We start from the raw sequence: 23,959 nt of genomic DNA on the forward strand, positions 1-23,959 counted from the left end.
GGCGGGTGGGTGGGCAAAGCCTCCTAGACCCCCGCCGCGGCGAACGCCCCCCGGGCCATCCGGTGCAGCAGCTCCGCCGTGGCCCCCCGCCCGGGGAGCGACCCGCCCCTCCCCAGATGCGGCGTCGAGTTCAGCAGCCCGAACACCGAGTGCACGGCGGACCGGGCCGCCGGCTCACCGAGCCCCGGGTACACCTCCCGGACGACCCCGACCCACAGCTCCACGTACTGCCGCTGGAGCTGCCGCACCATCTTCCGGTCGCTGTCCCGCAGGCGGTCCAGCTCCCGGTCGTGCAGGGTGATCAGAGGCCGGTCATCGAGCGCGAAGTCGATATGCCCCTCGATCAGCGAGTCGAGCACCTGCTCAGCCCCACCCCCGTCCGCCTCCGCCAGCCTCCGCTTCGCCCCGGTCAGCAGCTGCCCGCTGATCCCCACCAGCAGCTCCGCGAGCATCGCGTCCTTGCCCGCGAAGTGCCGGTACAGCCCGGGCCCGCTGATCCCGACCGCGGCGCCTATCTCGTCGACCCCGACCCCGTGAAAGCCCCGTTCGGCGAACAGCCGCGCGGCCTCCTTGAGGATCTGCTCGCGGCGGGTGGGGGCGTCGGTTCTGGTGGCCATGAGAACGATTCTAGACAGGGAGGTTAGCGGTCGTTAACCTGAAGGAAATGCGTTAACGCTCATTAACAAGGTGAGGGGACCCGCAGGATGCACGAGGCACCGGAGCTCACGAGCGCGGCAGACCCCGCGTCGGAGGCCTTTCGGGCCAACGAGGAGGCGCACCACGCCCTCGTCGAGGAGCTGCGCACCAAGCTCGCCGCCGCCGCACAGGGCGGTGGCGAGAAGGCCCGTGCGCGCCACACCGCGCGCGGCAAGCTGCTCCCCCGCGACCGCGTGGACACCCTCCTCGACCCGGGCTCGCCGTTCCTGGAACTGGCCCCGCTCGCGGCCGACGGGATGTACGAGGGCCAGGCCCCGGCCGCCGGCGTCATCGCCGGCATCGGCCGGGTCAGCGGCCGCGAGACGGTGGTCATCGCCAACGACGCCACGGTCAAGGGCGGCACCTACTACCCGATGACGGTCAAGAAGCACCTCCGCGCCCAGGAGGTCGCCCTCGACAACCGCCTCCCCTGCGTCTACCTGGTGGACTCCGGCGGTGCCTTCCTCCCCATGCAGGACGAGGTCTTCCCCGACCGCGACCACTTCGGCCGCATCTTCTACAACCAGGCCCGCATGTCCGGCGCCGGCATCCCCCAGATCGCCGCCGTCCTCGGCTCGTGCACGGCCGGCGGGGCGTACGTCCCGGCGATGAGCGACGAGGCGGTGATCGTCCGCAACCAGGGCACGATCTTCCTCGGCGGCCCGCCCCTGGTGAAGGCGGCCACGGGCGAGGTCGTCACGGCGGAGGAGCTCGGCGGCGGCGAGGTCCACTCCCGCGTCTCGGGCGTCACCGACCACCTCGCGGAGAACGACGCGCACGCCCTGCGCATCGTCCGCACCATCGTCTCCACCCTCCCCGCGCGCGGGGCGCTCCCCTGGGAGGTCACGGAGGCGACGGAACCCAAGGTCGACCCGCACGGCCTGTACGGCGCGGTCCCGGTCGACTCCCGCACCCCCTACGACGTCCGCGAGATCATCGCCCGGGTCGTCGACGGCTCCCGCTTCGCCGAGTTCAAGTCCGAGTTCGGCCAGACGCTGGTCACGGGCTTCGCCCGGATCCACGGGCATCCGGTGGGCATCGTCGCCAACAACGGCATCCTGTTCTCCGAGTCCGCCCAGAAGGGCGCCCACTTCATCGAGCTGTGCGACCAGCGCGGCATCCCCCTCGTCTTCCTCCAGAACATCTCCGGCTTCATGGTCGGCAAGGACTACGAGGCGGGCGGCATCGCCAAACACGGCGCCAAGATGGTCACGGCGGTGGCGTGCACGCGCGTGCCGAAGCTGACGGTCGTGGTCGGGGGCTCGTACGGCGCGGGCAACTACTCCATGTGCGGCAGGGCGTACTCCCCCCGCTTCCTGTGGATGTGGCCGAACGCCAAGATCTCGGTCATGGGCGGCGAGCAGGCCGCCTCGGTCCTCGCGACCGTCAAGCGGGACCAGCTGGAGGGCCGCGGCGAGTCCTGGCCCGCGGAGGACGAGGACGCCTTCAAGGCCCCGATCCGCGCCCAGTACGAGCGCCAGGGCAACGCCTACTACGCGTCGGCCCGCCTCTGGGACGACGGTGTCATCGACCCGATGGACACCCGTCAGGTCCTGGGCCTGGCCCTGACCGCCTGCGCCAACGCGCCCCTGGGTGACCCCCAGTTCGGCGTCTTCCGGATGTGAGGGGACGGACGACGATGTTCGAGACAGTACTGGTGGCCAACCGCGGCGAGATCGCCGTCCGGGTGATCCGTACGCTGCGGTCGATGGGCGTGCGCTCGGTGGCCGTCTTCTCCGACGCGGACGCCGACGCCCGGCACGTCCGCGAGGCGGACACAGCGGTGCGGATCGGCCCGGCCCCCGCGTCCGAGAGCTACCTCTCGGTGGAGCGCCTGCTGGAGGCGGCGGCCCGCACGGGCGCGCAGGCCGTCCACCCCGGCTACGGCTTCCTCGCCGAGAACGCCGCGTTCGCGCGCGCCTGCGCCGAGGCCGGCCTGGTCTTCATCGGCCCTCCGGCCGACGCGATCGCGCTGATGGGCGACAAGATCCGCGCCAAGGAGACGGTCCGGGAGGCCGGGGTGCCGGTGGTGCCCGGCGGCCGTGACCCGGAGCTGGCCGAGGCGGCCCGCGACCTGGGCGCGCCCGTCCTGCTGAAGCCCAGCGCGGGCGGCGGCGGCAAGGGCATGCGCCTGGTGCGGGACCTCACCCGGCTGGAGGAGGAGATCGCCTCGGCCCGCCGGGAGGCCCGGGCGTCCTTCGGCGACGACACGCTCCTCGTCGAGCGCTGGATCGACCGCCCCCGCCACATCGAGATCCAGGTCCTGGCGGACGGCCACGGCAACGTGGTCCACCTCGGGGAGCGCGAGTGCTCCCTCCAGCGCCGCCACCAGAAGATCATCGAGGAGGCGCCGAGCGTGCTCCTCGACGAGGAGACGCGTTCCGCGATGGGCGAGGCGGCGGTCCAGGCGGCTCGCTCCTGCGGCTACCGGGGCGCGGGCACGGTGGAGTTCATCGTCCCCGGCAACGACCCCTCGTCGTACTACTTCATGGAGATGAACACCCGCCTCCAGGTGGAGCACCCGGTCACGGAGCTGGTCACCGGCCTGGACCTGGTGGAGTGGCAGCTGCGCGTGGCGGCCGGGGAGCCCCTGGCCTTCACCCAGGAGGACGTACGGCTGACCGGTCACGCGGTGGAGGCCCGCATCTGCGCCGAGGACCCCGCCCGCGGCTTCCTCCCCTCCGGCGGCACGGTCCTCAGGCTGCGCGAGCCGCAGGGCGACGGCGTCCGCACCGACTCGGGCCTCACCGAGGGCATGGAGGTCGGCAGCCTCTACGACCCGATGCTCTCCAAGGTCATCGCCTACGGCCCCGACCGTGCGACGGCCCTGCGCAAGCTCCGGGCGGCCCTGGCGGAGACGGTCACGCTCGGCGTGCAGACGAACGCCGGGTTCCTGCGCCGCCTGCTCGCCCACCCGTCGGTCGTCTCCGGCGACATGGACACGGGCCTGGTCGAGCGCGAGGTCGAGGGGCTGGTCCCCACGGACGTGCCGGAGGAGGTGTACGAGGCGGCGGCAGCCGTACGCTTGGAGGCCCTGAAGCCGGAGCCGGGCGGCTGGACGGACCCGTTCTCGGTGCCGAGCGGCTGGCGCCTGGGTGGCGAACCGAAGCCGGCCGCCTTCCACCTGCGGGTGCAGGAAGCCCTGGAGTACACCCCGCGGGGCACCGCCACGGTCACCGGCGACCGGGTGGCCGTGACCCTCGACGGCGTCCGCCACACCTTCCACCGCGCCGCCGACTGGCTCGGCCGCGACGGCGACGCCTGGCACGTCCGCGACCACGACCCGGTCGCCGCGTCCCTCACCCGCGCCGCCCACGCGGGCGCCGACTCGCTGACCGCGCCGATGCCGGGCACGGTGACGGTGGTGAAGGTCGCGGTCGGCGACGAGGTGAGCGCCGGTCAGAGCCTGCTGGTGGTGGAGGCGATGAAGATGGAGCACGTCATCGCCGCGCCGCATGCGGGCAAAGTCACCGAGCTGGACGTGGCCCCCGGCACCACGGTCGCCATGGACCAGGTGCTGGCGGTCATCGCACCGCACGAGGGGGCGGCGGAATGACCGTTCCAGGGCTCCCGATGGCCGTCCCGAGCAGGGACCTGCCCACGCGCGTCCGCATCCACGAGGTCGGCGCCCGCGACGGCCTGCAGAACGAGAAGGCGACGGTCCCCACGGAGGTCAAGGCCGAGTTCATCCGCCGGCTGGCCGAGGCCGGCCTGACCACGATCGAGGCGACGAGCTTCGTGCACCCCAAGTGGGTCCCCCAACTGGCGGACGCGGAGCAGCTGTTCCCGATGGTGCGCGACCTCCACGCCGCCCTCCCGGTCCTCGTCCCGAACGAACGCGGCCTGGACCGTGCCCTGGGGCTGGGCGCCCGGCGGGTGGCGGTCTTGGCCAGCGCGACGGAGTCCTTCGCCAAGGCCAACCTCAACCGCACGGTGGACGAGGCCCTGGCCATGTTCGAGCCGGTGGTGAGCCGCGCGAAGGCCGCTTCGGTCCACGTCCGGGGTTACCTCTCGATGTGCTTCGGCGACCCCTGGGAGGGCGCGGTCCCGATCCCCCAGGTGGTGAAGGTCTGCCGGGCCCTGCTGGACATGGGCTGCGACGAACTGAGCCTGGGCGACACGATCGGCGTGGCGACCCCGGGCCATGTGGTGGCGGTCCTCGCCGCCCTGGACGAGGCGGGCGTCCCGCCCACGGCCCTCGGCGTGCACTTCCACGACACCTACGGCCAGGCCCTCGCCAACACGCTCGCGGCGCTCCAGCAGGGCGTCACCACGGTCGACGCCTCGGCGGGCGGCCTGGGCGGCTGCCCGTACGCGAAGTCGGCCACCGGCAACCTCGCCACCGAAGACCTCGTGTGGATGCTGCGGGGCCTCGGCATCGACACCGGAATCGACCTCGGCCGTCTCGTCGCCACGAGCACCTGGATGGCCGCCCAGCTGGGCCGACCGAGCCCGTCCCGCACCGTCCGAGCCCTGTCCCACGAGGACACCGAGGAGCACTGATCACCATGGACTACCGTCTCTCCCCCGAGCTGGAGGAACTCCGCCGCACCGTCGAGGAGTTCGCACACGAGGTGGTCGCGCCGAAGATCGGCGACTTCTACGAGCGGCACGAGTTCCCGTACGAGATCGTCCGCGAGATGGGCCGCATGGGCCTGTTCGGGCTGCCGTTCCCCGAGGAGTACGGCGGCATGGGCGGCGACTACCTGGCCCTCGGCGTGGCCCTGGAGGAACTGGCGCGGGTCGACTCCTCGGTGGCGATCACCCTGGAGGCCGGCGTCTCGCTCGGCGCGATGCCGCTCCACCTCTACGGCACCGAGGCCCAGAAGCGCGAGTGGCTCCCCCGCCTCTGCTCGGGCGAACTCCTCGGCGCCTTCGGCCTGACGGAACCGGACGGCGGCAGCGACGCGGGGGCGACGCGCACGACGGCCCGTCTGGACTCCTCCACGAACGAATGGGTGATCAACGGCACGAAGTGCTTCATCACCAACTCGGGCACGGACATCACGGGCCTGGTCACGGTCACGGCGGTCACGGGCCGCAAGCCCGACGGCAGGCCGCACATCTCCTCGATCATCGTCCCGTCCGGCACCCCGGGCTTCACGGTCGCGGCCCCTTACTCCAAGGTCGGCTGGAACGCCTCGGACACCCGCGAGCTGTCCTTCACGGACGTCCGCGTCCCGGCAGCGAACCTCCTGGGCGAGGAGGGCCGCGGCTACGCTCAGTTCCTGCGCATCCTCGACGAGGGCCGCATCGCGATCGCGGCCCTGGCGACGGGTCTGGCACAGGGCTGCGTGGACGAATCCATCAAGTACGCCAAGGAACGCCACGCCTTCGGCAAGCCCATCGCCGCCAACCAGGCCATCCAGTTCAAGATCGCCGACATGGAGATGAAGGCCCACACGTCCCGCCTCGCCTGGCGCGACGCAGCGGCCCGCCTGGTCGCCGGCGAGCCCTTCAAGAAGGAAGCGGCCCTCGCCAAGCTCCACTCCTCCACGGTCGCGGTGGACAACGCCCGCGAGGCCACCCAGATCCACGGCGGCTACGGCTTCATGAACGAGTACCCGGTCGCCCGCATGTGGCGCGACTCCAAGATCCTGGAGATCGGCGAGGGCACGAGCGAGGTACAGCGGATGCTGATCGCGCGGGAGTTGGGGCTGGTGGGCTGAGAAACGAAACGGGGGCCGAAGACCCCCGGCCGTACGGGCGCAGTGACTCGGATCACTGCGCCCGTTCGCATTCCCCCGCCCCGCCCGGGCACACACCCGAGGGGCCCACTGGACATGATCTGAGGTTAGGCTAACCTAATCCTGATCTCAGCCAAGCGGCTTTCAGCCGTGCCCGCAGTGGCTCCGTACGCACGAAAGCAGACCCCGTCATGTCGAACGCCAGAACCGCCCGTTTCTCCCGTCGCGGCCTGCTCGCCGCCGGTGGTGCTCTCGGACTCGGCGCCCTCGTGACCGCGTGTGGCAGTGAAGACTCAAAGGACGGCGGCTCGGACGCGAAGGGCGCCGCCAAGTCCGGCCCCTGGTCCTTCAAGGACGACCGCGGCAAGACCGTGAGCCTGGACCAGGTTCCCACGAAGATTGTCGCGTTCACCGGCGTCGCCGCCGCCCTGTACGACTACGGCATCGAGGTCGAGGGCGTCTTCGGCCCGACCAAGACCAAGGACGGCAAGGCCGACGTCCAGGCCGGCGACATGGACGTCAGCAAGCTGACCGTCTTCGGCAACCGGTTCGACCAGTTCAACGTCGAGCAGTACGCGGCCTTCCAGCCCGAGGTGCTCATCACCACCACCTTCGACGACGCCGGCACCCTCTGGTACGTCCCGGAGGCGTCCAAGGACAAGATCGCCAAGCTCGCCCCGAGCGTGGCCCTCTCGGTCTTCGACCGTCAGATGCCGCAGCCGTTGCAGCGCATGGCGGAACTCGCCCAGTCGCTCGGCGCCGACCTGAAGGACGCGAAGGTCGTCGAGGCGAAGAAGCGCTTCGAGGCCGCCTCAGAGCGGCTGCGCAAGGCCGCCAAGTCCCGCCCCGAGATCAAGGTGCTGGCCGGTTCCGCCTCGGACGCCATCTTCTACGTCTCCGGCTCCAACTTCTCCATCGACCTGGAGTACTTCAAGGCCCTCGGCGTGAACCTCGTCGAGCCTCCGAAGAAGGCCATGGAGGCCAACGGCGGCTGGTTCGAGAACCTCAGCTGGGAGAACGTCGACAAGTACCCGGCCGACGTCATCATGATGGACGACCGCGCCTCGGGCATCCAGCCGGCCGACATCACCGAGGCGACCTGGAAGAAGCTGCCCGCGGTCAAGGCCGGCCAGGTCATCGCGCGTTCGCCCGAGCCGATCCTGTCGTACGACAAGTGCACGCCCTTGGTCGAGAACCTCGCGAAGGCGATCGAGAGCGCGAAGAAGGTCTCCTGACGCCCCCCGCGGGGCGTTTGAGGGGGTGTCGCGGGCGCGGGCCGGATGCGGCCGGTCGCGCCCGCGCGGCGGAGCCGCACGCCGACACGGCCCCGCGCCCCCCTGGGCGCCTCCACTCACCCCTGACGATGAATCAGGAGCCCCCATGACCACCGCCGTGGCCGCCCCGTTCCGATTCTTTTCCCTCCACGTCGTGCGGACGAGGCGGCTCGGGCCGTCCCTGGTCCGGGTCACCTTCGGAGGACCCGATCTGCACGCCTTCCACTCCGACGGGCACGACCAGTCCCTGTCCCTGTTCCTGCCGCACCCCGGGCAGCCCCAGCCGGTCGTCCCGCTCGAACTGGGGGACGGCTGGTGGCAGGGCTGGCGCGAACTCCCCGAGGACGTCCGGGCTGTGATGCGGTCGTACACCCTGCGCGGCCTGCGCCGGGATCCGGACGAGATCGACATCGACTTCGCCCTGCACGGCATCGGGCCGGGCGCCTCGGTCCAGGCCGGCCCCGCCTCCCGCTGGGCCGCCCGGGCCGCCGCCGGGGACCGGGTCCTGCTGCTCGGCCCGGCCGTGGCCGACAACCGGGCGATCCGCTTCCGGCCGCCGCAGGACACCGACCTCGTCGTCGTCTGGGGCGACGAGACCGCCGTCCCCGCCGCCTCGGCCATCGTCGAGGCACTGCCGGCCGGCACCCGCGCCCGGGTCATCCTGGAGGTCCCGCACGCCGGCGACATCCAGGACCTGGTGACCGAGGCCGACGCCGAGATCACCTGGCTCGTCAGGGAGGAACAGGGCGCCGAGGGGGCTCCCATGGCCCTCGACGCCCTCCGCGCCGCCCATCTGCCGCCCGCCGAGCGGCCGTACGTCTGGATTGCCGGCGAGTCCGGGTGCGTGAAGGAGCTGCGCCGGCACTTCGTGCGCGAGCGCGGCATCGACCGCCGCAGGGTGACGTTCGTCGGCTACTGGCGCCGCGGCGTGAGCGAGGAGCAGCTGCGGGCGGAGGCGTAGCCCGCAGCTCACCGGCCCTGTGGTGACACGAGTGACCACGGTCACGGCAGGGCCCGCCCTCACCCCGATCAAGTTAGGTTAGGCTTACCTAAGTTCTGGACGCCGGAGACCAGCCCATCCCGTCCCACACCGGACTGTCCCCACCGGAGGACCCCCACATGCGCTCGCACCTGCTCAACGACACCACCGCGGAGCTGTACCGCCGCTCCGTGACCGACGGAGTCGAGCGGGTGGCCGCCAAACTCGCCACCACCGACCGGCCGTTCACCGGCATCACCGTCGACGCCCTCTCCCCGCGCATCGACGAGATCGACCTCGACCAGCCGCTGCACGACACCACGGCGGTGCTCGACGAACTGGAGGACGTCTACCTCCGGGACGCGATCTACTTCCACCACCCCCGCTACCTGGCCCACCTCAACTGCCCGGTCGTCATCCCGGCCGTGCTCGGCGAGGCCGTCCTGTCCGCCCTCAACTCCTCGCTGGACACCTGGGACCAGTCGGCCGGCGGCACGCTCATCGAGCGGAAACTGATCGACTGGACGACCGACCGCATCGGCCTCGGACCCGCCGCCGACGGCGTGTTCACGTCCGGCGGCACCCAGTCCAACCTCCAGGCGCTGCTGCTGGCCCGCGAGGAAGCCAAGACCGACAGCCTCGCCGAACTGCGCATCTTCGCCTCCGAGGTCAGCCACTTCAGCGTGAAGAAGTCCGCGAAGCTGCTCGGCCTCGGGCAGGACGCCGTGGTCTCCATACCCGTCGACCACGACAAGCGCATGCAGACCGTCGCGCTCGCCCGCGAGCTGGAGCGCTGCGCGCAGGACGGCCTCGTCCCCATGGCCGTCGTCGCCACCGCCGGCACCACCGACTTCGGCTCCATCGACCCGCTGCCCGAGATCGCCGAGCTCTGCGAGCAGTTCGGCACCTGGATGCACGTCGACGCGGCGTACGGCTGCGGTCTGCTCGCCTCCCTGAAGCACCGGGACCGCATCAGCGGCATCGAGCGCGCCGACTCGGTCACCGTCGACTACCACAAGTCCTTCTTCCAGCCGGTGAGTTCCTCGGCCGTACTCGTGCGGGACGCCGCCACGCTGCGCCACGCCACCTACCACGCCGAGTACCTCAACCCGCGCCGCATGGTGGAGGAGCGCATCCCCAACCAGGTCGACAAGTCCCTGCAGACCACCCGCCGCTTCGACGCCCTCAAGCTGTGGATGACCCTGCGGACCATGGGCGCCGACGGCATCGGGCAGCTCTTCGACGAGGTGTGCGACCTGGCCCGGGAGGGTTGGAAACTGATCGCCGCCGACCCCCGTTTCGACGTCGTCGTCGAGCCGAGCCTGTCCACGCTGGTCTTCCGCTACATCCCGGCGGCCGTCACCGACCCCGCCGAGATCGACCGCGCCAACCTCTACGCCCGCAAGGCCCTGTTCGCCTCCGGTGACGCCATCGTCGCGGGCACCAAGGTCGGCGGCCGCCACTACCTGAAGTTCACCCTGCTCAACCCCGAGACGCAGGCGTCCGACATCGCCGCCGTCCTCGATCTGATCGCCGGCCACGCCGAGCAGTACCTGGGAGAGTCCCTTGACCGCGCGTCCTGACAACCCGACCAGAACCCATGACTTCGTGGGGATCGGGCTCGGCCCGTTCAACCTCGGCCTGGCCTGCCTGACCGAGCCGATCGACGAGCTCGACGGCGTCTTCCTAGAGACCAAGCCCGACTTCGAGTGGCACGCCGGCATGTTCCTGGACGGCGCCCACCTCCAGACCCCGTTCATGTCGGACCTGGTCACCCTCGCCGACCCGACGTCCCCGTACTCCTTCCTGAACTACCTGAAGGAGAAGGGCCGACTCTACTCGTTCTACATCCGCGAGAACTTCTACCCGCTGCGCGTCGAATACGACGACTACTGCCGCTGGGCCGCGAACAAACTGAGCAGCATCCGCTTCGGCACGACGGTGACCGAGGTGACGTACGAGGACGAGCTCTACGTCGTCAAGACCACAGCCGGTGACACCTACCGGGCCCGTCACCTGGTCCTCGGCACCGGCACCCCGCCCCACATACCCGAGGCCTGCCAGGGCCTGGGCGGCGACTTCCTGCACAACTCCCGTTACCTGGACAGCAAGGCGGAGCTGCAGAAGAAGGAGTCGATCACGCTGGTCGGCTCGGGCCAGTCGGCCGCCGAGATCTACTACGACCTGCTCAGCGAGATCGACGTCCACGGCTACCGGCTGAACTGGGTCACCCGCTCCCCGCGGTTCTTCCCTCTGGAGTACACCAAGCTCACGCTGGAGATGACGTCCCCCGAGTACGTCGACTACTTCCGCGAGTTGCCCGAGGCGACGCGCTACCGGCTCACGGCCGAGCAGAAGGGCCTGTTCAAGGGCATCGACGGCGACCTCATCAACGAGATCTTCGACCTGCTCTACCAGAAGAACCTCGGCGGCCCCGTCCCCACCCGGCTGCTCACCAACTCCGCCCTGACCAGCGCGCGTTACCAGAACGGCATGTACACGCTCGGCTTCCGCCAGGAGGAGCAGGGCAAGGAGTTCGAGCTGGACTCGCAGGGCCTGGTCCTGGCCACCGGCTACAAGTACGCCGAGCCGGAGTTCCTGGCCCCCGTCAAGGACCGCCTGGTCTACGACTCCCACGGCAACTTCGACGTCGCCCGCAACTACGCGATCGACGTCACCGGCCGGGGGATCTTCCTCCAGAACGCCGGCGTGCACACGCACAGCATCACCAGCCCGGACCTGGGCATGGGCCCGTACCGGAACGCGTACATCATCCGCGAGCTGCTCGGCAGCGAGTACTACCCGGTGGAGAAGACCATCGCGTTCCAGGAGTTCGCCGTATGAGCGCCACCACCGGCATCGGAACGCTCACCGTCCGCCCGCTCGACCCCCTGAGGGACGCCGAGCTGCTGCACTCCTGGGTCACCCACCCCAAGGCGGCCTACTGGATGATGCAGGACGCGAAGCTCCAGGACGTCGAGCGCGAGTACATGCGGATCGCCGCGCACGAGCACCACCACGCCTACCTCGGCCTGCACGAGGGCCGCCCGGCGTTCCTGATGGAGAAGTACGACCCCCGGTACGTCGAGCTGGAAGGCCTGTACGACCCGGAGCCCGGCGATGTCGGCATGCACTTCCTGGTCGCGCCGACCGACCGCCCGGTCCACGGTTTCACCAAGGCCGTCATCACCGCCGTGATGGACGAGCTGTTCGCCGACCCGCGCACCCGCCGGGTCGTGGTGGAGCCCGATGTGAGCAACAAGGCCGTCCACGCGCTCAACGAGGCCGTCGGCTTCGTGCCCGAGCGTGAGATCGACAAGCCGGAGAAGCGCGCGCTGCTGAGCTTCTGCACGCGCGCACAGTTCCTGGCCGCCCGAGGAGTAGCCGTATGACCCTGTCCGACGCCGTAGCGCATCTGTCCCCCCACCGCTGGGCGCGGGCCAACCGCCTCCTGATCCGCAAGGCCCTCGCCGAGTTCGCGCACGAGCGGCTGATCACCCCCGAGGAGGACGGCGGGCAGTACGTCGTCCGCAGCGACGACGGCCTGACGAACTACCGCTTCACGGCCACCCGCCGGGCCCTGGACCACTGGCAGGTGGACGCCGAGTCGATCACCCGCCACCGGAACGGCTCACAACTCCCGCTCGCCGCGCTGGACTTCTTCATCGAGCTGCAGAAGTCCCTCGGCCTGAGCGAGGACATCCTGCCGGTCTACCTGGAGGAGATCTCCTCCACCCTCTCCGGCACCTGCTACAAGCTCACCAAGCCGGACATCACGGCGGCCGAACTCGCCCGCGGTGACTTCCAGGCCATCGAGACCGGCATGACCGAGGGCCACCCCTGCTTCGTCGCCAACAACGGGCGGCTCGGCTTCGGCATCCACGAGTACCTGTCGTACGCGCCGGAGACGGCGAGCCCGGTCCGCCTGGTCTGGCTGGCCGCCCACCGCTCACGGGCGGCCTTCACGGCCGGGGTCGGCATCGAGTACGAGTCGTTCCTGCGCGAGGAGCTGGGCGCGGAGACCGTCGAGCGCTTCCACGGCGTCCTGCGCGAGCAGGACCTCGACCCGGCCGACTACCTGCTGATCCCGGTCCACCCCTGGCAGTGGTGGAACAAGCTCAGCGTCACCTTCGCCGCCGAGGTGGCCCGCAGGCACCTGGTGTGCCTGGGCGAGGGCGACGACGAGTACCTGGCCCAGCAGTCCATCCGGACCTTCTTCAACCGGACCAGCCCCGAGAAGCACTACGTCAAAACCGCCCTGTCGGTCATCAACATGGGCTTCATGCGCGGTCTGTCGGCCGCCTACATGGAGGCCACCCCGGCCATCAACGACTGGCTGGCCCAGCTCATCGAGGGCGACCCGGTACTGCGGTCCACGGGCCTGTCGATCATCCGGGAGCGGGCGGCCGTCGGCTACCGGCACCTGGAGTACGAGCAGGCGACGGACCGCTACTCGCCCTACCGCAAGATGCTCGCCGCGCTGTGGCGGGAGAGCCCGGTGCCGTCCCTCCAGGAGGGCGAGTCCCTGGCCACGATGGCGTCCCTGGTCCACGTCGACCACCAGGGCGCCTCGGTGGCGGGCGCACTGATCGAGCAGTCGGGCCTCACTCCGACGGAGTGGCTGCGCCGCTACCTCCAGGCGTACTTCACCCCTCTCCTCCACAGCTTCTACGCCTACGACCTGGTGTTCATGCCGCACGGGGAGAACGTCATCCTCGTGCTGAAGGACGGGGTCGTGCAACGGGCGATCTACAAGGACATCGCCGAGGAGATCGCAGTCATGGACCCGGACGCGGTGCTGCCCCCGACGGTGGAGCGGCTGCGCGTGGAGGTCCCGGACGACAAGAAGCTCCTGTCGATCTTCACGGACGTCTTCGACTGCTTCTTCCGCTTCCTCGCGGCGAACCTCGCCACGGAGGACATCCTGGAGGAGGACGACTTCTGGCGCACGGTCGCGGACGTCACCCGCGCCTATCAGGAGTCGAAGCCCGAACTCGCCGACAGGTTCAAGCAGTACGACATGTTCGCCCCCGAGTTCGCCCTCTCCTGCCTCAACCGCCTCCAGCTCCGCAACAACGAACAGATGGTCGACCTGTCCGACCCGTCGGGCGCCCTCCAGCTGGTGGGCAACCTGAGGAATCCGATCGCCCAGTTCTGACCCCCCGGACAGACGCGCACCCCGGAGTACGGTCCTCCGGGGTGCTCGTCATCTTGTGTGCAGGGGGCGCCCTTCAGGGGCGCGGGGAACTGCGCGACAAGCCCCCACCGGCCCGCAGACAGATCACTTGCCGGTACCGCCCCACGGCACTTGGGGCGACCGGTAGTAGTCGATCCCCAGCGCTTCCCACCGCTCAGCCTGCGCAGCAAGCCGAACCTTGTACCGCTCCCAGTCGAGAGAAGCCGCCGACGACCACCCCAACTCGGCAACCCCCGGCAACCGCGGAAAGGCCATGAACTCGATGTGCCCGGAGTTCTCCAGCGTCTCCGACCACATCGGCGCCTCGACCCCCCGCACCGCACTCTCCGGCACCCCCGGCAGATACGCCCCGGGATCCCAGTCGTACGACCGCTTCACCTCGACATACCCGGCCCAGGACAGTCCCAGCGGCGTCTCCTTCGTGTACTTCATGTCGAGGTACACCCGGTCCGCCGGGGACAGAATCACCCCGGTCCCGTTCCGCGCGGCCTCGGCGACCCGCTCCTTCTCCTCCGCACTGGTGCCGTCCAGCCCCCAGTACTGAGCGAGCGCCCCCTTCGCCGGGGTCGCCCCGGTCAGCTGGTGCCACCCGACCACGGTCTTGCCGTACTTCGCGACGATCGGCTGCACCCGGTCCATGAACGTCACGTAGTCCTCATGGCTGGTGGAGTGCGCCTCGTCGCCCCCGATGTGGAGGTACCTGCCCGGCGTGAGCGCGGCGAGTTCCCGGATCACGTCGTCCACGAAGTCGTACGTGATCTCCTTGCCGACGCACAGCGAGCTGAAGCCGACCTCCGTGCCGGTGTAGAGCGGCGGCGCCACGCCGTCGCAGTTCAGGTCGGCGTACGACGCCAGCGCCGCATTCGTGTGGCCGGGCATGTCGATCTCGGGCACGACCTCCAGGTAGCGGGAGGCGGCGTACCGCACGATCTCCTTGTAGTCGGCCTTGGTGTAGTAGCCGCCGGGGCCGCCGCCGACCTCCGTGGAACCGCCGTAGGCGGCCAGGCGCGGCCAGGAGTCGACGGCGATGCGCCAGCCCTGGTCGTCGCTGAGGTGCAGATGCAGCTTGTTGATCTTGTAGAGGGCGAGCTGGTCGATGTAGCGCTTGACCTGGTCGACGGTGAAGAAGTGCCGGGAGACGTCGAGCATGGCGCCGCGCCAGCCGTAGCGCGGGGTGTCCGTGATCGTGCCGCCCGCGACCAGCCACGGGCCGGGCTGGACGGAGTCCTTCTCGACGGCCGCGGGGAGCAGCTGGCGCAGGGTCTGCACGCCGTGGAAGAGGCCGGCGGGCCGGGCGGCGGTGATGGTGACGCCGTGGCGGCCGCTGTCGAGCCGGTAGCCCTCGGCGCCGAAGCGGCCCTCGGCCAGGCGCAGTCGGATCCCCCCGGCACCCTGGGCGGTGACGGGGAGGCGGTAGCCGGTCGAGGGGCGCAGGATCCTCGCGAGGTACTCGCCGACGCCCCGGGCCTCGCGGGAACCATCGACGCGGATGTGCGTGCCGCGGGTGATCCGGTACGGGGATCCGCCCGGGTCGGCCGAGGCGGGCGCGGGGACGACCCGGTCGAGCGGGGTCGGCGATGCCTGCGGCGTGGGGGCGGCCCCGGTGACCGAGGCGGCCATCGCGACCAGCAGCAGGGAACCGAGCAGGCGGAGCGTTCTGCGGTGCTGTCTCACACGGCCATCTCTCACAAGCGTGTCCCTTCACGAGCCGTTGAGCTCCAAGAGGTCTGGACCACTCTCTCGTGAGACGGGTGGAACAATCCACCCCATGGCGGAAATCATCCAGAAGGACGGCACATGGGCCTTCGACGGGGACGCACTGCGGCTGACTCCGGGACGGGACAAGAACGTCAGCCTGTTACGCAAGGAGCTGGGTGAACTGGTCGTGCCGCTGGGGGCGTTGGCCGGTGTCTCCCTGGAGCAGGGCAAGAAGGCGGGGCGGCTCAGGCTGCGGCTGCGCGACGGCGCCGACCCGCTGCTGCACGCCACGGGCGGCCGGCTCACCGAGCCCCACGACCCGTACCAGCTGATCGTGGAGTCCGACCGCTACGGCGTCGCCGAGTACTTCGTGGACGAGGTCCGCAACGCCCTGCTCCTCGACCAGGTCCCCGCCGGACCGGTCGACGCGTACCTGCTGCCGGGCCCCTCCGTCCCCCTGTCGGTCTCCGCCGGGGACGGCACCGCCGGTTTCGACGGCGAGCGCATACGCCTGGAGTGGAACTGGAAGACGGAGGACGCCAAGGCCGCCGCCGGCGCCCGCACGCTCGCGCTCGCCGACATCACGGGCGTCGAGTGGCACCCGGCGGCCGGCCTGGAGAACGGCCACCTGCGCTTCACCGTGCGGCACGCGCCCACCAAGATCCCGCCCAAGTACGACCCCAACGCCGTGGAGCTGTGGGGCTTCAAGAAGGACCCGCTGATGGCGCTGGTGGCGGCGGCGGTCCAGGCCAGGCTTCCGCACCCGGCCCGGGCCGCCGCCGGCGACCCGGTGGACGCGCGACCGGAAATGCCTTCTGCTCCGGTCGCGGCCTCCGAGGACGATCACGACGCCCTGTTGCGCCGCCTGCGCGAGCTCGGTGAACTGCACCGCTCGGGCGTGCTGACGGAAGAGGAGTTCGCCCTGGCCAAGCAGGCGGTCCTCAAGCGGATGTAGGAGGCGCGCCTACTTCGCCCGGCGGGCCACCGTGAAGTGGTCGACCTGGTCACCGTTCTCGGCGATGCCGCGCACCGTGAGCGTGGCCAGGCGCCCCTTCGGCGCGGGGGTGACATCGACGCGCAAGAAGGAGTAGTCGAGGTAGCGCACCCGTGACCAGGCGACGGTCTCGTTCTGCTTGCCGCCCTTGACGTTGACGAACGAGGCGACGGACTCCACGTCGTGCTCGTTGCCCTCGTACGACAGCGGGGCGCTGAAGGCGTAGAGGCTGCGGCCGGCCGCACCGGCCGTCACGTAGACCACGCCCTCGGTCTCGGGGTAGGCCGTGCCGCCGATCGGGAGCTTCTTGGTGACCTTGTCGCCCTTGATCACGTCGGTGCGCTCGTACTGGTGGTTGTGGCCGTTGATGACGAGGTCCACCGTGTACTTCTCGAACAGCGGCACCCACTCCTGCCGGACCCCGCCCTCGGAGGCGTGGGAGGTGGAGGTGCAGTAGGCGCAGTGGTGGAAGAACACGACGATGAAGTCGATGTCGCGCGCGGCCCGGTACTTCCTGAGCTGCGCCTCCAGCCATGTCGTCTGGGTGCCGCCGGAGATGCCGAGGTTGGCCGGGATCTCGAAGGAGATGTCGTTGGCGTCGAGCGAGATGACGGCCGTGTTGCCGTAGGCGAAGGAGTAGACGCCCGGCAGGTTCTTCTTGTCGGGGCCGTTGTCCGGGAGGGTCCAGCGGGCCTCCTCCCCGCCGTAGCCGTTGGGCGCGTACCAGGCCTCCATGTCGTGGTTGCCGTAGGCGGGCATCCACGGCACGGACTTGGCGACGGACTCCGTCTGGGCGAGGAACTGGTCCCAGATCCGCGAGTCGAAGCCGGTGTCGTCGGTCCTGCCCTGGCCGGCCGGGTCGCCGTACGCGATGTCGCCCGCGTGCAGGTGGAAGGCCGGGTTCTGGCCGAGGAGCAGGCTGTTGTTGGCGAGCGCGTGGTAGCTGACGCCCTCGTCGCCGAAGGCCGTGAAGGTGAACGGCTCCTTGTGCGCGGGGGCGGTGGTGAAGGTGCCGAGGGTGCCCAGCAGGTGGGGTGCGGCCGGGTCGAAACCCTGGTGGCCGACGCCGTAGTAGTACGTCCGGCCCGGGCGCAGGTGGGTCAGCCGGGCGTGGACGTAGTACTGGGTGTGGTTGCCGCTCGCGCCGACACCGGCGGGCGTGAAGAGGGTGCGGACCTCGGCGTCGATCTTGCGGGAGAGGTCCCAGGGGTGGGCGCCGATCCGGATGAACGGCTTCTTCACGGCGACCGGGACCTGCCAGGAGACGGTCATCTCCGTGCGCGGGTCGGTGCCGTAGGCGAGGTGACGGCCGAAGGGGGCCACGTGGGCGCCGTCGACGGTCTCGGTGGCGGGGGCGGTGCGGACGGTCGGTGCGGCCGCCTGTGCGGTGGCGCCGGGCACGAACGCGCCACCCGCGACGGCGCCGAGCGTGACGGCACCGCCTCTGATCATCGTGCGCCGGGAGAACCTGGCGCGCAGGTACTCGTGCTGCTCGGCCATGCTCATGCGCTCGGCGAGCCGCTCGGGTACGCCCATACGAGGAGTGTCCATGGCGTCCAAAAATCGACGCCTTGGGCAACGGGGTGCCGGACGTCCGGTGGACGCTTCACGAACAAGCCCTCATGACACGTTCAACGTTCCCCCAAAGAATCCCAACAGGCACCTGCCCGAAATCGGGCAGAATTCTTGCGAAAGCGGCGCCGGTACCCCAGGATCTAGCGAGTGCACGACGAACTCGTTGATCATCTGACGCGGTCCACCGCCCTCGGGCGGGGCGAGGCGCTGCGCGTGATCCAGGACGTGCTCGCCTACTTCGACGAGACGACCGAGGAGTACGTCCGTCGCCGCCACCGCGAGCTCCAGGCCCAGGGCCTGGTCAACGCGGCGATCTTCGAGCGGATCGAGGCGGACCTCAAGTACCGCGCGGTGGCCCCGCCGGAGCTCTCGCTCCGGCAGCTGCGGCGCATCGTCTACGGCTAGGAATACGTTTATATGTGCGGAATCGTCGGTTACATCGGGAAGCGTGACGTCGCGCCTCTCCTCCTGGAGGGCCTCCAGCGGCTGGAGTACCGCGGCTACGACTCCGCGGGCATCGTCGTCACGTCCCCGAAGACGTCCGGCCTGAAGATGGTCAAGGCCAAGGGCCGCGTCCGCGACCTGGAGGCCAAGGTCCCGGCCCGCTTCAAGGGCACGACCGGCATCGCCCACACCCGCTGGGCGACCCACGGCGCCCCGTCCGACGTCAACGCCCACCCGCACATGTCGGCCGACAACAAGGTCGCCGTCGTGCACAACGGCATCATCGACAACGCCTCCGACCTGCGCCGCAAGCTGGAGGCGGACGGCGTCGAGTTCCTCTCCGAGACCGACACCGAGGTCCTGACCCACCTCATCGCCCGCTCGCAGGCGACCAAGCTGGAGGACAAGGTCCGCGAGACCCTCCGGCTCGTCGAGGGCACGTACGGCATCGCCGTCATGCACGCCGACTTCCCCGACCGGATCGTCGTCGCCCGCAACGGCTCCCCGGTCGTCCTCGGCATCGGCGAGAAGGAGATGTTCGTCGCCTCGGACATCGCCGCCCTGGTCGCCCACACCCGCCAGATCGTCACCCTCGACGACGGCGAGATGGCCACCCTCAAGGCCGACGACTTCCGCACCTACACCACCGAGGGCACCCGCACCACCGCCGAACCCACCACCGTCGAGTGGGAGGCCGCCTCCTACGACATGGGCGGCCACGACACCTACATGCACAAGGAGATCCACGAGCAGGCCGACGCCGTGGACCGCGTGCTGCGCGGCCGCATCGACGACCGCTTCTCCACCGTGCACCTGGGCGGCCTGAACCTGGACGCCCGCGAGGCCCGGCGGATCCGCCGCGTGAAGATCCTCGGCTGCGGCACCTCGTACCACGCGGGCATGATCGGCGCCCAGATGATCGAGGAGCTGGCCCGCATCCCCGCCGACGCCGAGCCTGCCTCGGAGTTCCGCTACCGCAACGCGGTCGTCGACCCCGACACCCTCTACGTCGCGGTCTCCCAGTCCGGCGAGACCTACGACGTGCTGGCCGCCGTGCAGGAGCTGAAGCGCAAGGGCGCGCGCGTCCTGGGCGTGGTGAACGTGGTCGGCTCGGCGATCGCCCGCGAGGCGGACGGCGGCATCTACGTGCACGCCGGGCCCGAGGTCTGCGTCGTCTCCACCAAGTGCTTCACCAACACGACGGTCGCCTTCGCCCTGCTCGCCCTGCACCTCGGCCGCACCCGCGACCTCTCCGTCCGGGACGGCAAGCGGATCATCGAGGGCCTGCGCAAGCTGCCCGCGCAGATCGCCGAGATCATGGAGCAGGAGGAGGACGTCAAGAAGCTGGCCCAGCAGTTCGCCGAGGCCCGCTCGATGCTCTTCATCGGCCGCGTCCGGGGTTACCCGGTGGCCCGCGAGGCGTCCCTGAAGCTCAAGGAGGTCTCCTACATCCACGCCGAGGCCTACCCCGCCTCGGAGCTCAAGCACGGCCCGCTGGCCCTGATCGAGCCGGCCCTCCCGACGGTCGCGATCGTCCCCGACGACGATCTGCTGGAGAAGAACCGCGCCGCCATGGAGGAGATCAAGGCCCGCAGCGGCCAGATCCTCGCGGTCGCCCACCAGCACCAGGAGAAGGCCGACGAGACGATCGTCGTCCCGAAGAACGAGGACGAACTCGACCCCATCCTGATGGGCATCCCCCTCCAACTCCTCGCGTATCACACTGCGTTGGCCCTCGGCCGCGACATCGACAAGCCCCGCAACCTGGCCAAGTCGGTGACGGTGGAGTAAGCAACCCAGGGGCGCGGGGAACTGCGCGAACAGCCCCCACGCACCCGCACAGGCCACTCAAACGGGACGGACCCCCCACGTGCTGCCACCATGCACGGGGGGGTCCGTCTTCATCGCCGGGAAGCCGCCCAACTCCCCAGCCGGCGCAGCTAACCGGTGGCCGTCACGCCCCGGCCCGCAGCGCGTCGCGGAATCGCCGTGGGCCAGTGCGCCAGCGCCGCGGTGGCCGCGTACCAGGCCACCGCCCCCGCGGCGACGGCGAACCAGCCGCCCGCCTTCACGAGCCCCTCGTTGCCGGCGAAACTCGCGATCGCCATGAGCAACAGGGCGACGAAGAACAGCCCGTACATGCCCTGACCGAGCTGGTCCCCGCCCCCGAGCGTCAAGGACAGCGCGACGAGGGCGAACAACAGCAGGAACAGCCCCGCCTCGTTGCCGGAGGCACTGTCGGACACCGCCCAGGTGAACCACAGCGCCCCGAGCACCGAGAACGCCGTACCCCCGGCGGAGTCACCCTCGCGCAGGGCCACCAGCCCGGCGACGAAGAGCGCTACTCCGCCCACGTACTGGGCGATTGACCCGGCGTCAGCGGCTGACACACCGTCGATCACGGCGGTGTGCCCCAGCCCGAAGGCCAACAGGGTGATTCCGAGGGCGAGTCGACCGGCCACGGTCGTGATTCCGCTTCCCGCGGAGACGTCTTTGTCCACGGCGGGCTCCCTTCGTGCATGTGCAGTTGTGCGGTGTCCCGTATATGCCCTTCACAAGGGCACAAACACCTCTACGCGTGAGTAGATTTACGCACCGCACCAGGGGAGTTACTGCTCGGGGAACGTCAGGGGATGACGATGACGGGCCGCTGCGCCCGCTTGGCGAGCCGCCCCGCGACCGAGCCGAAGATGCGCCCCACGATGCCGTGGGTGGAGCCGACGACGATCGCGTCGGCCTCGTACTCCCGGCCGACCTCTTCGAGCTCGTGGCAGATGTCACCGCCGCGCTCGACCAGGATCCAGGGCACCTCGGCGAGGTAGTCCGCGCAGGCCAGTTCCAGACCGAGCACCTCGGTGCGGTGGTCCGGCACGTCCACGAACACAGGCGGCTCGCAGCCGGCCCACACGGTGGTCGGCAGCCGGTTGGCGACGTGCACGATGATCAGGCCCGATCCGGAGCGATGGGCCATGCCGATCGCGTACGCCAGGGCACGCTCGCTGGACGTGGAGCCGTCGAAGCCGACGACGACCCCGTGCTTGAAGGCGGGGTCGCAGGAGTGGCGTGGCTCTTCCGCCGCCAGGGGCTCGGCCGCCGTGGGATCGGCGACGGGCCGCTTGCGGTCCGCGGGTTCGAAGAATTCGTGACCGGCCATGGCTGTCTCGGCGTTGTGATCCTTATATGGGGGACAACAGTGTGCGGCGGAGCTGTGTCCGGGAATGGTCTTCCCACCCCCATACCCTCAAGGGTACGGCGGCACGCCTCCTTAGCCCAGATCCCGCTCACCGTGCGTGCGGGTTCCAGGGAGCATGCACGAGGCACCGCCCGTAACGCAATGGTTGCTGCCCTGTACAGGCGGTTTGCACAGGATTCAATGACCCGCGGAGGTGATCGGGACAGCCAGTGACCGACGCCGCCGCCACGCGTTGAACCCCGAGAGTCACGCCACAGGGAGCACGCATGTCCGGACCCCGCCCCGCCGCCGAGGCGGACCGCGCGGCCCCGCCGCCGCGGGACACCGCTACGGATGTGGTTCGCTGGGCCGCCTTCAGCTGCCTGCTCGTCCCGGTGGTGCTCCTCGGCTACGGCGCCTCTCTGGCCGGTGCCGCCGGCACGGCCCTCGGGCTGGCGGCCGTCACGGGCGCCTGCCGGGTCCTGCTGCGCCAGTCCGAGCGCGGCGCGGCCCGGCTCGCGGCCGAGGACCGGGCACCCCACCGGGGGCGGCACCACCGCACCGGAACCGGGTCCCACCGTGGCGGACGGCACACCGGAGGGGATACACCGGTCGGCTGACCGGTTTCCGCGCACGCACACGTCACTTTTCAGCCAACTTCACGCCCCTGTGCATCCTCCGCTCCCCCCACCCCCCAACCCCCGTTCGACCTGCACGGAAAGGGCCTCAGGGGGTCTGCGCACCCTACGTGGATTGGCCACTGCGACAAGGCGCACTTCCCTGCACGCCCCACGAGTGCAACGCTTCGTGATCGAATGCTTCACGCCAAGTTGCCAAGTCGACAATGTGCCGAGTGGTGAACCGGCCACTTCGGCACGGCGGCACACAGTAGATTCGATCTTGACTGTCTACGGCGGGGGACTCGTGCAGGACCAAGGGGAAACGTGCAGGAGCGACACAACCGAGGAGCCGCGACCACCGAGGGGGGCTTAGCAGTATGAGCCACGACTCCACTGCCGCGCCGGAAGCCGCGGCCCGGAAACTTTCCGGGCGACGCCGCAAGGAGATCGTCGCGGTGCTGCTGTTCAGCGGCGGCCCCATCTTCGAGAGTTCCATACCGCTGTCGGTGTTCGGGGTTGACCGCCAGGACGCCGGCGTACCGCGCTACCGACTGCTGGTGTGCGGGGGCGAGGACGGTCCGCTACGGACCACCGGGGGACTCGAACTCACCGCACCACATGGCCTGGAAGCGATCTCGCGTGCGGGCACGGTCGTCGTACCGGCCTGGCGTTCGATCACTTCTCCGCCACCGGAGGAGGCGCTCGACGCACTGCGCCGCGCCCATGAGGAGGGCGCCCGCATCGTCGGGCTGTGCACCGGCGCCTTCGTCCTCGCGGCGGCGGGCCTGCTGGACGGCCGCCCCGCGACGACACACTGGATGTACGCACCGACGCTGGCCAAGCGCTACCCGTCGGTGCACGTGGACCCGCGCGAGCTGTTCGTCGACGACGGCGACGTGCTGACGTCGGCGGGCACGGCCGCGGGCATCGACCTGTGCCTGCACATCGTGCGCACGGACCACGGCAACGAGGCGGCCGGGGCCCTGGCCAGGCGGCTCGTCGTGCCGCCGCGCCGCAGCGGCGGGCAGGAGCGCTACCTCGACAGGTCTTTACCGGAGGAGATCGGCGCCGACCCGCTCGCCGAGGTCGTCGCCTGGGCACTGGAGCACCTCCACGAACAGTTCGACGTGGAGACACTGGCGGCACGCGCGTACATGAGCCGCCGTACGTTCGACCGCCGCTTCCGCTCGCTGACCGGGAGTGCTCCGCTGCAGTGGCTGATCACGCAGCGGGTCCTCCAGGCGCAGCGCCTGCTGGAGACGTCGGACTACTCGGTGGACGAGGTGGCGGGGCGCTGCGGCTTCCGGTCGCCGGTCGCCCTGCGCGGGCACTTCCGCCGCCAGCTGGGCTCGTCCCCGGCCGCGTACCGGGCCGCCTACCGCGCCCGGCGCCCGCAGGGCGAGCGGCCCCAGGAGACCGAGAGCGCCCCGGGCGGCCCCGGGTCCGGCATGCCGGGCCATCCGGGCCACACCGGGCACCCGGGCCAGCCCGGCCAGGCACCGACCCCGCTCCACCCGGAGCACCCGGTGCCGCTGCAGTCCCGCCGTACGGCGGCGAGCGCGATGGGCCAGTCCCCGGCGCTGTCGGCCAGCCTGCCCGGGCAGCGCAGCGCGCCTTGATCCG

20 protein-coding genes are annotated in these 23,959 nt (G+C 70.4%); 15 read left to right on the forward strand and 5 right to left on the reverse strand.

Annotated features, from left to right (window positions below; all coding sequences use genetic code 11):
- Positions 1-23 precede the first annotated feature (23 nt).
- Complete coding sequence (locus tag OO68_RS10715; protein ID WP_033308041.1) at positions 24-617, reverse strand: SACE_7040 family transcriptional regulator; 594 nt, start codon at positions 615-617, stop codon at positions 24-26.
- A gap of 87 nt (positions 618-704) precedes the next feature.
- Here OO68_RS10715 and OO68_RS10720 point away from each other — a divergent pair, with 87 nt between their 5' ends.
- The 10 genes from OO68_RS10720 (at position 705) to OO68_RS10765 (ending at position 13,794) form a co-directional block, all read left to right on the forward strand.
- Positions 705-2,321 (forward strand): carboxyl transferase domain-containing protein, encoded by a 1,617-nt coding sequence (locus tag OO68_RS10720; protein ID WP_033308042.1) that lies wholly within the window; start codon positions 705-707, stop codon positions 2,319-2,321.
- Between the two features lie 14 nt (positions 2,322-2,335).
- Positions 2,336-4,252 carry an ATP-binding protein gene (locus OO68_RS10725; RefSeq protein ID WP_033308043.1) on the forward strand — a complete coding sequence of 639 codons (1,917 nt, stop codon included), beginning with the start codon at positions 2,336-2,338 and terminating at the stop codon, positions 4,250-4,252.
- Positions 4,249-5,199, forward strand: coding sequence for a hydroxymethylglutaryl-CoA lyase (locus OO68_RS10730; protein ID WP_033308044.1), 951 nt, complete (start codon positions 4,249-4,251; stop codon positions 5,197-5,199). Before OO68_RS10725 ends, OO68_RS10730 begins: the two co-directional genes overlap by 4 nt.
- 5 nt (positions 5,200-5,204) lie before the next feature.
- Positions 5,205-6,365 (forward strand): acyl-CoA dehydrogenase family protein, encoded by a 1,161-nt coding sequence (locus OO68_RS10735; protein ID WP_033308045.1) that lies wholly within the window; start codon positions 5,205-5,207, stop codon positions 6,363-6,365.
- 209 nt (positions 6,366-6,574) lie between these two features.
- Positions 6,575-7,618, forward strand: coding sequence for an ABC transporter substrate-binding protein (locus OO68_RS10740; protein WP_033308046.1), 1,044 nt, complete (start codon positions 6,575-6,577; stop codon positions 7,616-7,618).
- Between the two features lie 145 nt (positions 7,619-7,763).
- A complete protein-coding gene (locus OO68_RS10745; protein ID WP_033308047.1) occupies positions 7,764-8,618 on the forward strand; it encodes a siderophore-interacting protein in 855 nt (284 codons plus the stop codon).
- A 158-nt stretch (positions 8,619-8,776) separates the two neighbouring features.
- Positions 8,777-10,219, forward strand: coding sequence for a lysine decarboxylase DesA (gene desA / locus OO68_RS10750; protein WP_033308048.1), 1,443 nt, complete (start codon positions 8,777-8,779; stop codon positions 10,217-10,219).
- On the forward strand, positions 10,203-11,480 hold the full coding sequence (locus OO68_RS10755) for a lysine N(6)-hydroxylase/L-ornithine N(5)-oxygenase family protein (protein ID WP_033308049.1): 1,278 nt from the start codon (positions 10,203-10,205) through the stop codon (positions 11,478-11,480). Before desA ends, OO68_RS10755 begins: the two co-directional genes overlap by 17 nt.
- Positions 11,477-12,028: a GNAT family N-acetyltransferase gene (locus tag OO68_RS10760; protein ID WP_033308050.1), complete on the forward strand. Its 552-nt coding sequence runs from the start codon at positions 11,477-11,479 to the stop codon at positions 12,026-12,028. Before OO68_RS10755 ends, OO68_RS10760 begins: the two co-directional genes overlap by 4 nt.
- On the forward strand, positions 12,025-13,794 hold the full coding sequence (locus OO68_RS10765; protein WP_033308051.1) for an IucA/IucC family protein: 1,770 nt from the start codon (positions 12,025-12,027) through the stop codon (positions 13,792-13,794). The genes OO68_RS10760 and OO68_RS10765 overlap by 4 nt, the downstream gene beginning before the upstream one ends.
- A gap of 123 nt (positions 13,795-13,917) precedes the next feature.
- On the opposite strand, the gene OO68_RS10770 is transcribed toward OO68_RS10765, so the two are convergent.
- The gene (locus OO68_RS10770; RefSeq protein WP_106974322.1) at positions 13,918-15,453 is read right to left on the reverse strand and encodes a beta-N-acetylhexosaminidase; all 1,536 of its coding nucleotides are present in this window, start codon (positions 15,451-15,453) and stop codon (positions 13,918-13,920) included.
- Between the two features lie 148 nt (positions 15,454-15,601).
- Here OO68_RS10770 and OO68_RS10775 point away from each other — a divergent pair, with 148 nt between their 5' ends.
- Positions 15,602-16,486: a DUF4429 domain-containing protein gene (locus OO68_RS10775; protein WP_033308053.1), complete on the forward strand. Its 885-nt coding sequence runs from the start codon at positions 15,602-15,604 to the stop codon at positions 16,484-16,486.
- A gap of 9 nt (positions 16,487-16,495) precedes the next feature.
- Here OO68_RS10775 and OO68_RS10780 read toward each other — a convergent pair whose 3' ends face one another.
- A complete protein-coding gene (locus OO68_RS10780; protein WP_209442566.1) occupies positions 16,496-18,061 on the reverse strand; it encodes a purple acid phosphatase family protein in 1,566 nt (521 codons plus the stop codon).
- A gap of 186 nt (positions 18,062-18,247) precedes the next feature.
- On the opposite strand from OO68_RS10780, the gene OO68_RS10785 reads away from it, so the two are divergent.
- Both OO68_RS10785 and glmS read left to right on the forward strand, forming a co-directional pair.
- Positions 18,248-18,505, forward strand: a complete 258-nt coding sequence (locus tag OO68_RS10785) for a hypothetical protein (RefSeq protein ID WP_030838058.1) — start codon at positions 18,248-18,250, stop codon at positions 18,503-18,505.
- A 12-nt stretch (positions 18,506-18,517) separates the two neighbouring features.
- The gene (glmS, locus tag OO68_RS10790) at positions 18,518-20,335 is read left to right on the forward strand and encodes a glutamine--fructose-6-phosphate transaminase (isomerizing) (RefSeq protein WP_033308055.1); all 1,818 of its coding nucleotides are present in this window, start codon (positions 18,518-18,520) and stop codon (positions 20,333-20,335) included.
- Positions 20,336-20,484: 149 nt separating this feature from the next.
- Here the strand turns inward: glmS and OO68_RS10795 are convergent, their stop codons facing one another.
- The gene (locus OO68_RS10795) at positions 20,485-21,045 is read right to left on the reverse strand and encodes a GPR1/FUN34/YaaH family transporter (protein ID WP_033308056.1); all 561 of its coding nucleotides are present in this window, start codon (positions 21,043-21,045) and stop codon (positions 20,485-20,487) included.
- Positions 21,046-21,170: 125 nt separating this feature from the next.
- Complete coding sequence (locus OO68_RS10800; protein WP_010047889.1) at positions 21,171-21,698, reverse strand: universal stress protein; 528 nt, start codon at positions 21,696-21,698, stop codon at positions 21,171-21,173.
- Between the two features lie 305 nt (positions 21,699-22,003).
- Here OO68_RS10800 and OO68_RS10805 point away from each other — a divergent pair, with 305 nt between their 5' ends.
- Together OO68_RS10805 and OO68_RS10810 are read left to right on the forward strand one after the other, a co-directional pair.
- The gene (locus OO68_RS10805; protein ID WP_033308057.1) at positions 22,004-22,336 is read left to right on the forward strand and encodes a hypothetical protein; all 333 of its coding nucleotides are present in this window, start codon (positions 22,004-22,006) and stop codon (positions 22,334-22,336) included.
- 377 nt (positions 22,337-22,713) lie between these two features.
- The gene (locus tag OO68_RS10810) at positions 22,714-23,955 is read left to right on the forward strand and encodes a helix-turn-helix domain-containing protein (RefSeq protein WP_033308058.1); all 1,242 of its coding nucleotides are present in this window, start codon (positions 22,714-22,716) and stop codon (positions 23,953-23,955) included.
- The last annotated feature ends 4 nt before the right edge of the window (positions 23,956-23,959 follow it).

This window comes from Streptomyces iakyrus, assembly GCF_000717055.1.
GTDB classification, from domain to species: Bacteria; Actinomycetota; Actinomycetes; order Streptomycetales; family Streptomycetaceae; genus Streptomyces; species Streptomyces iakyrus.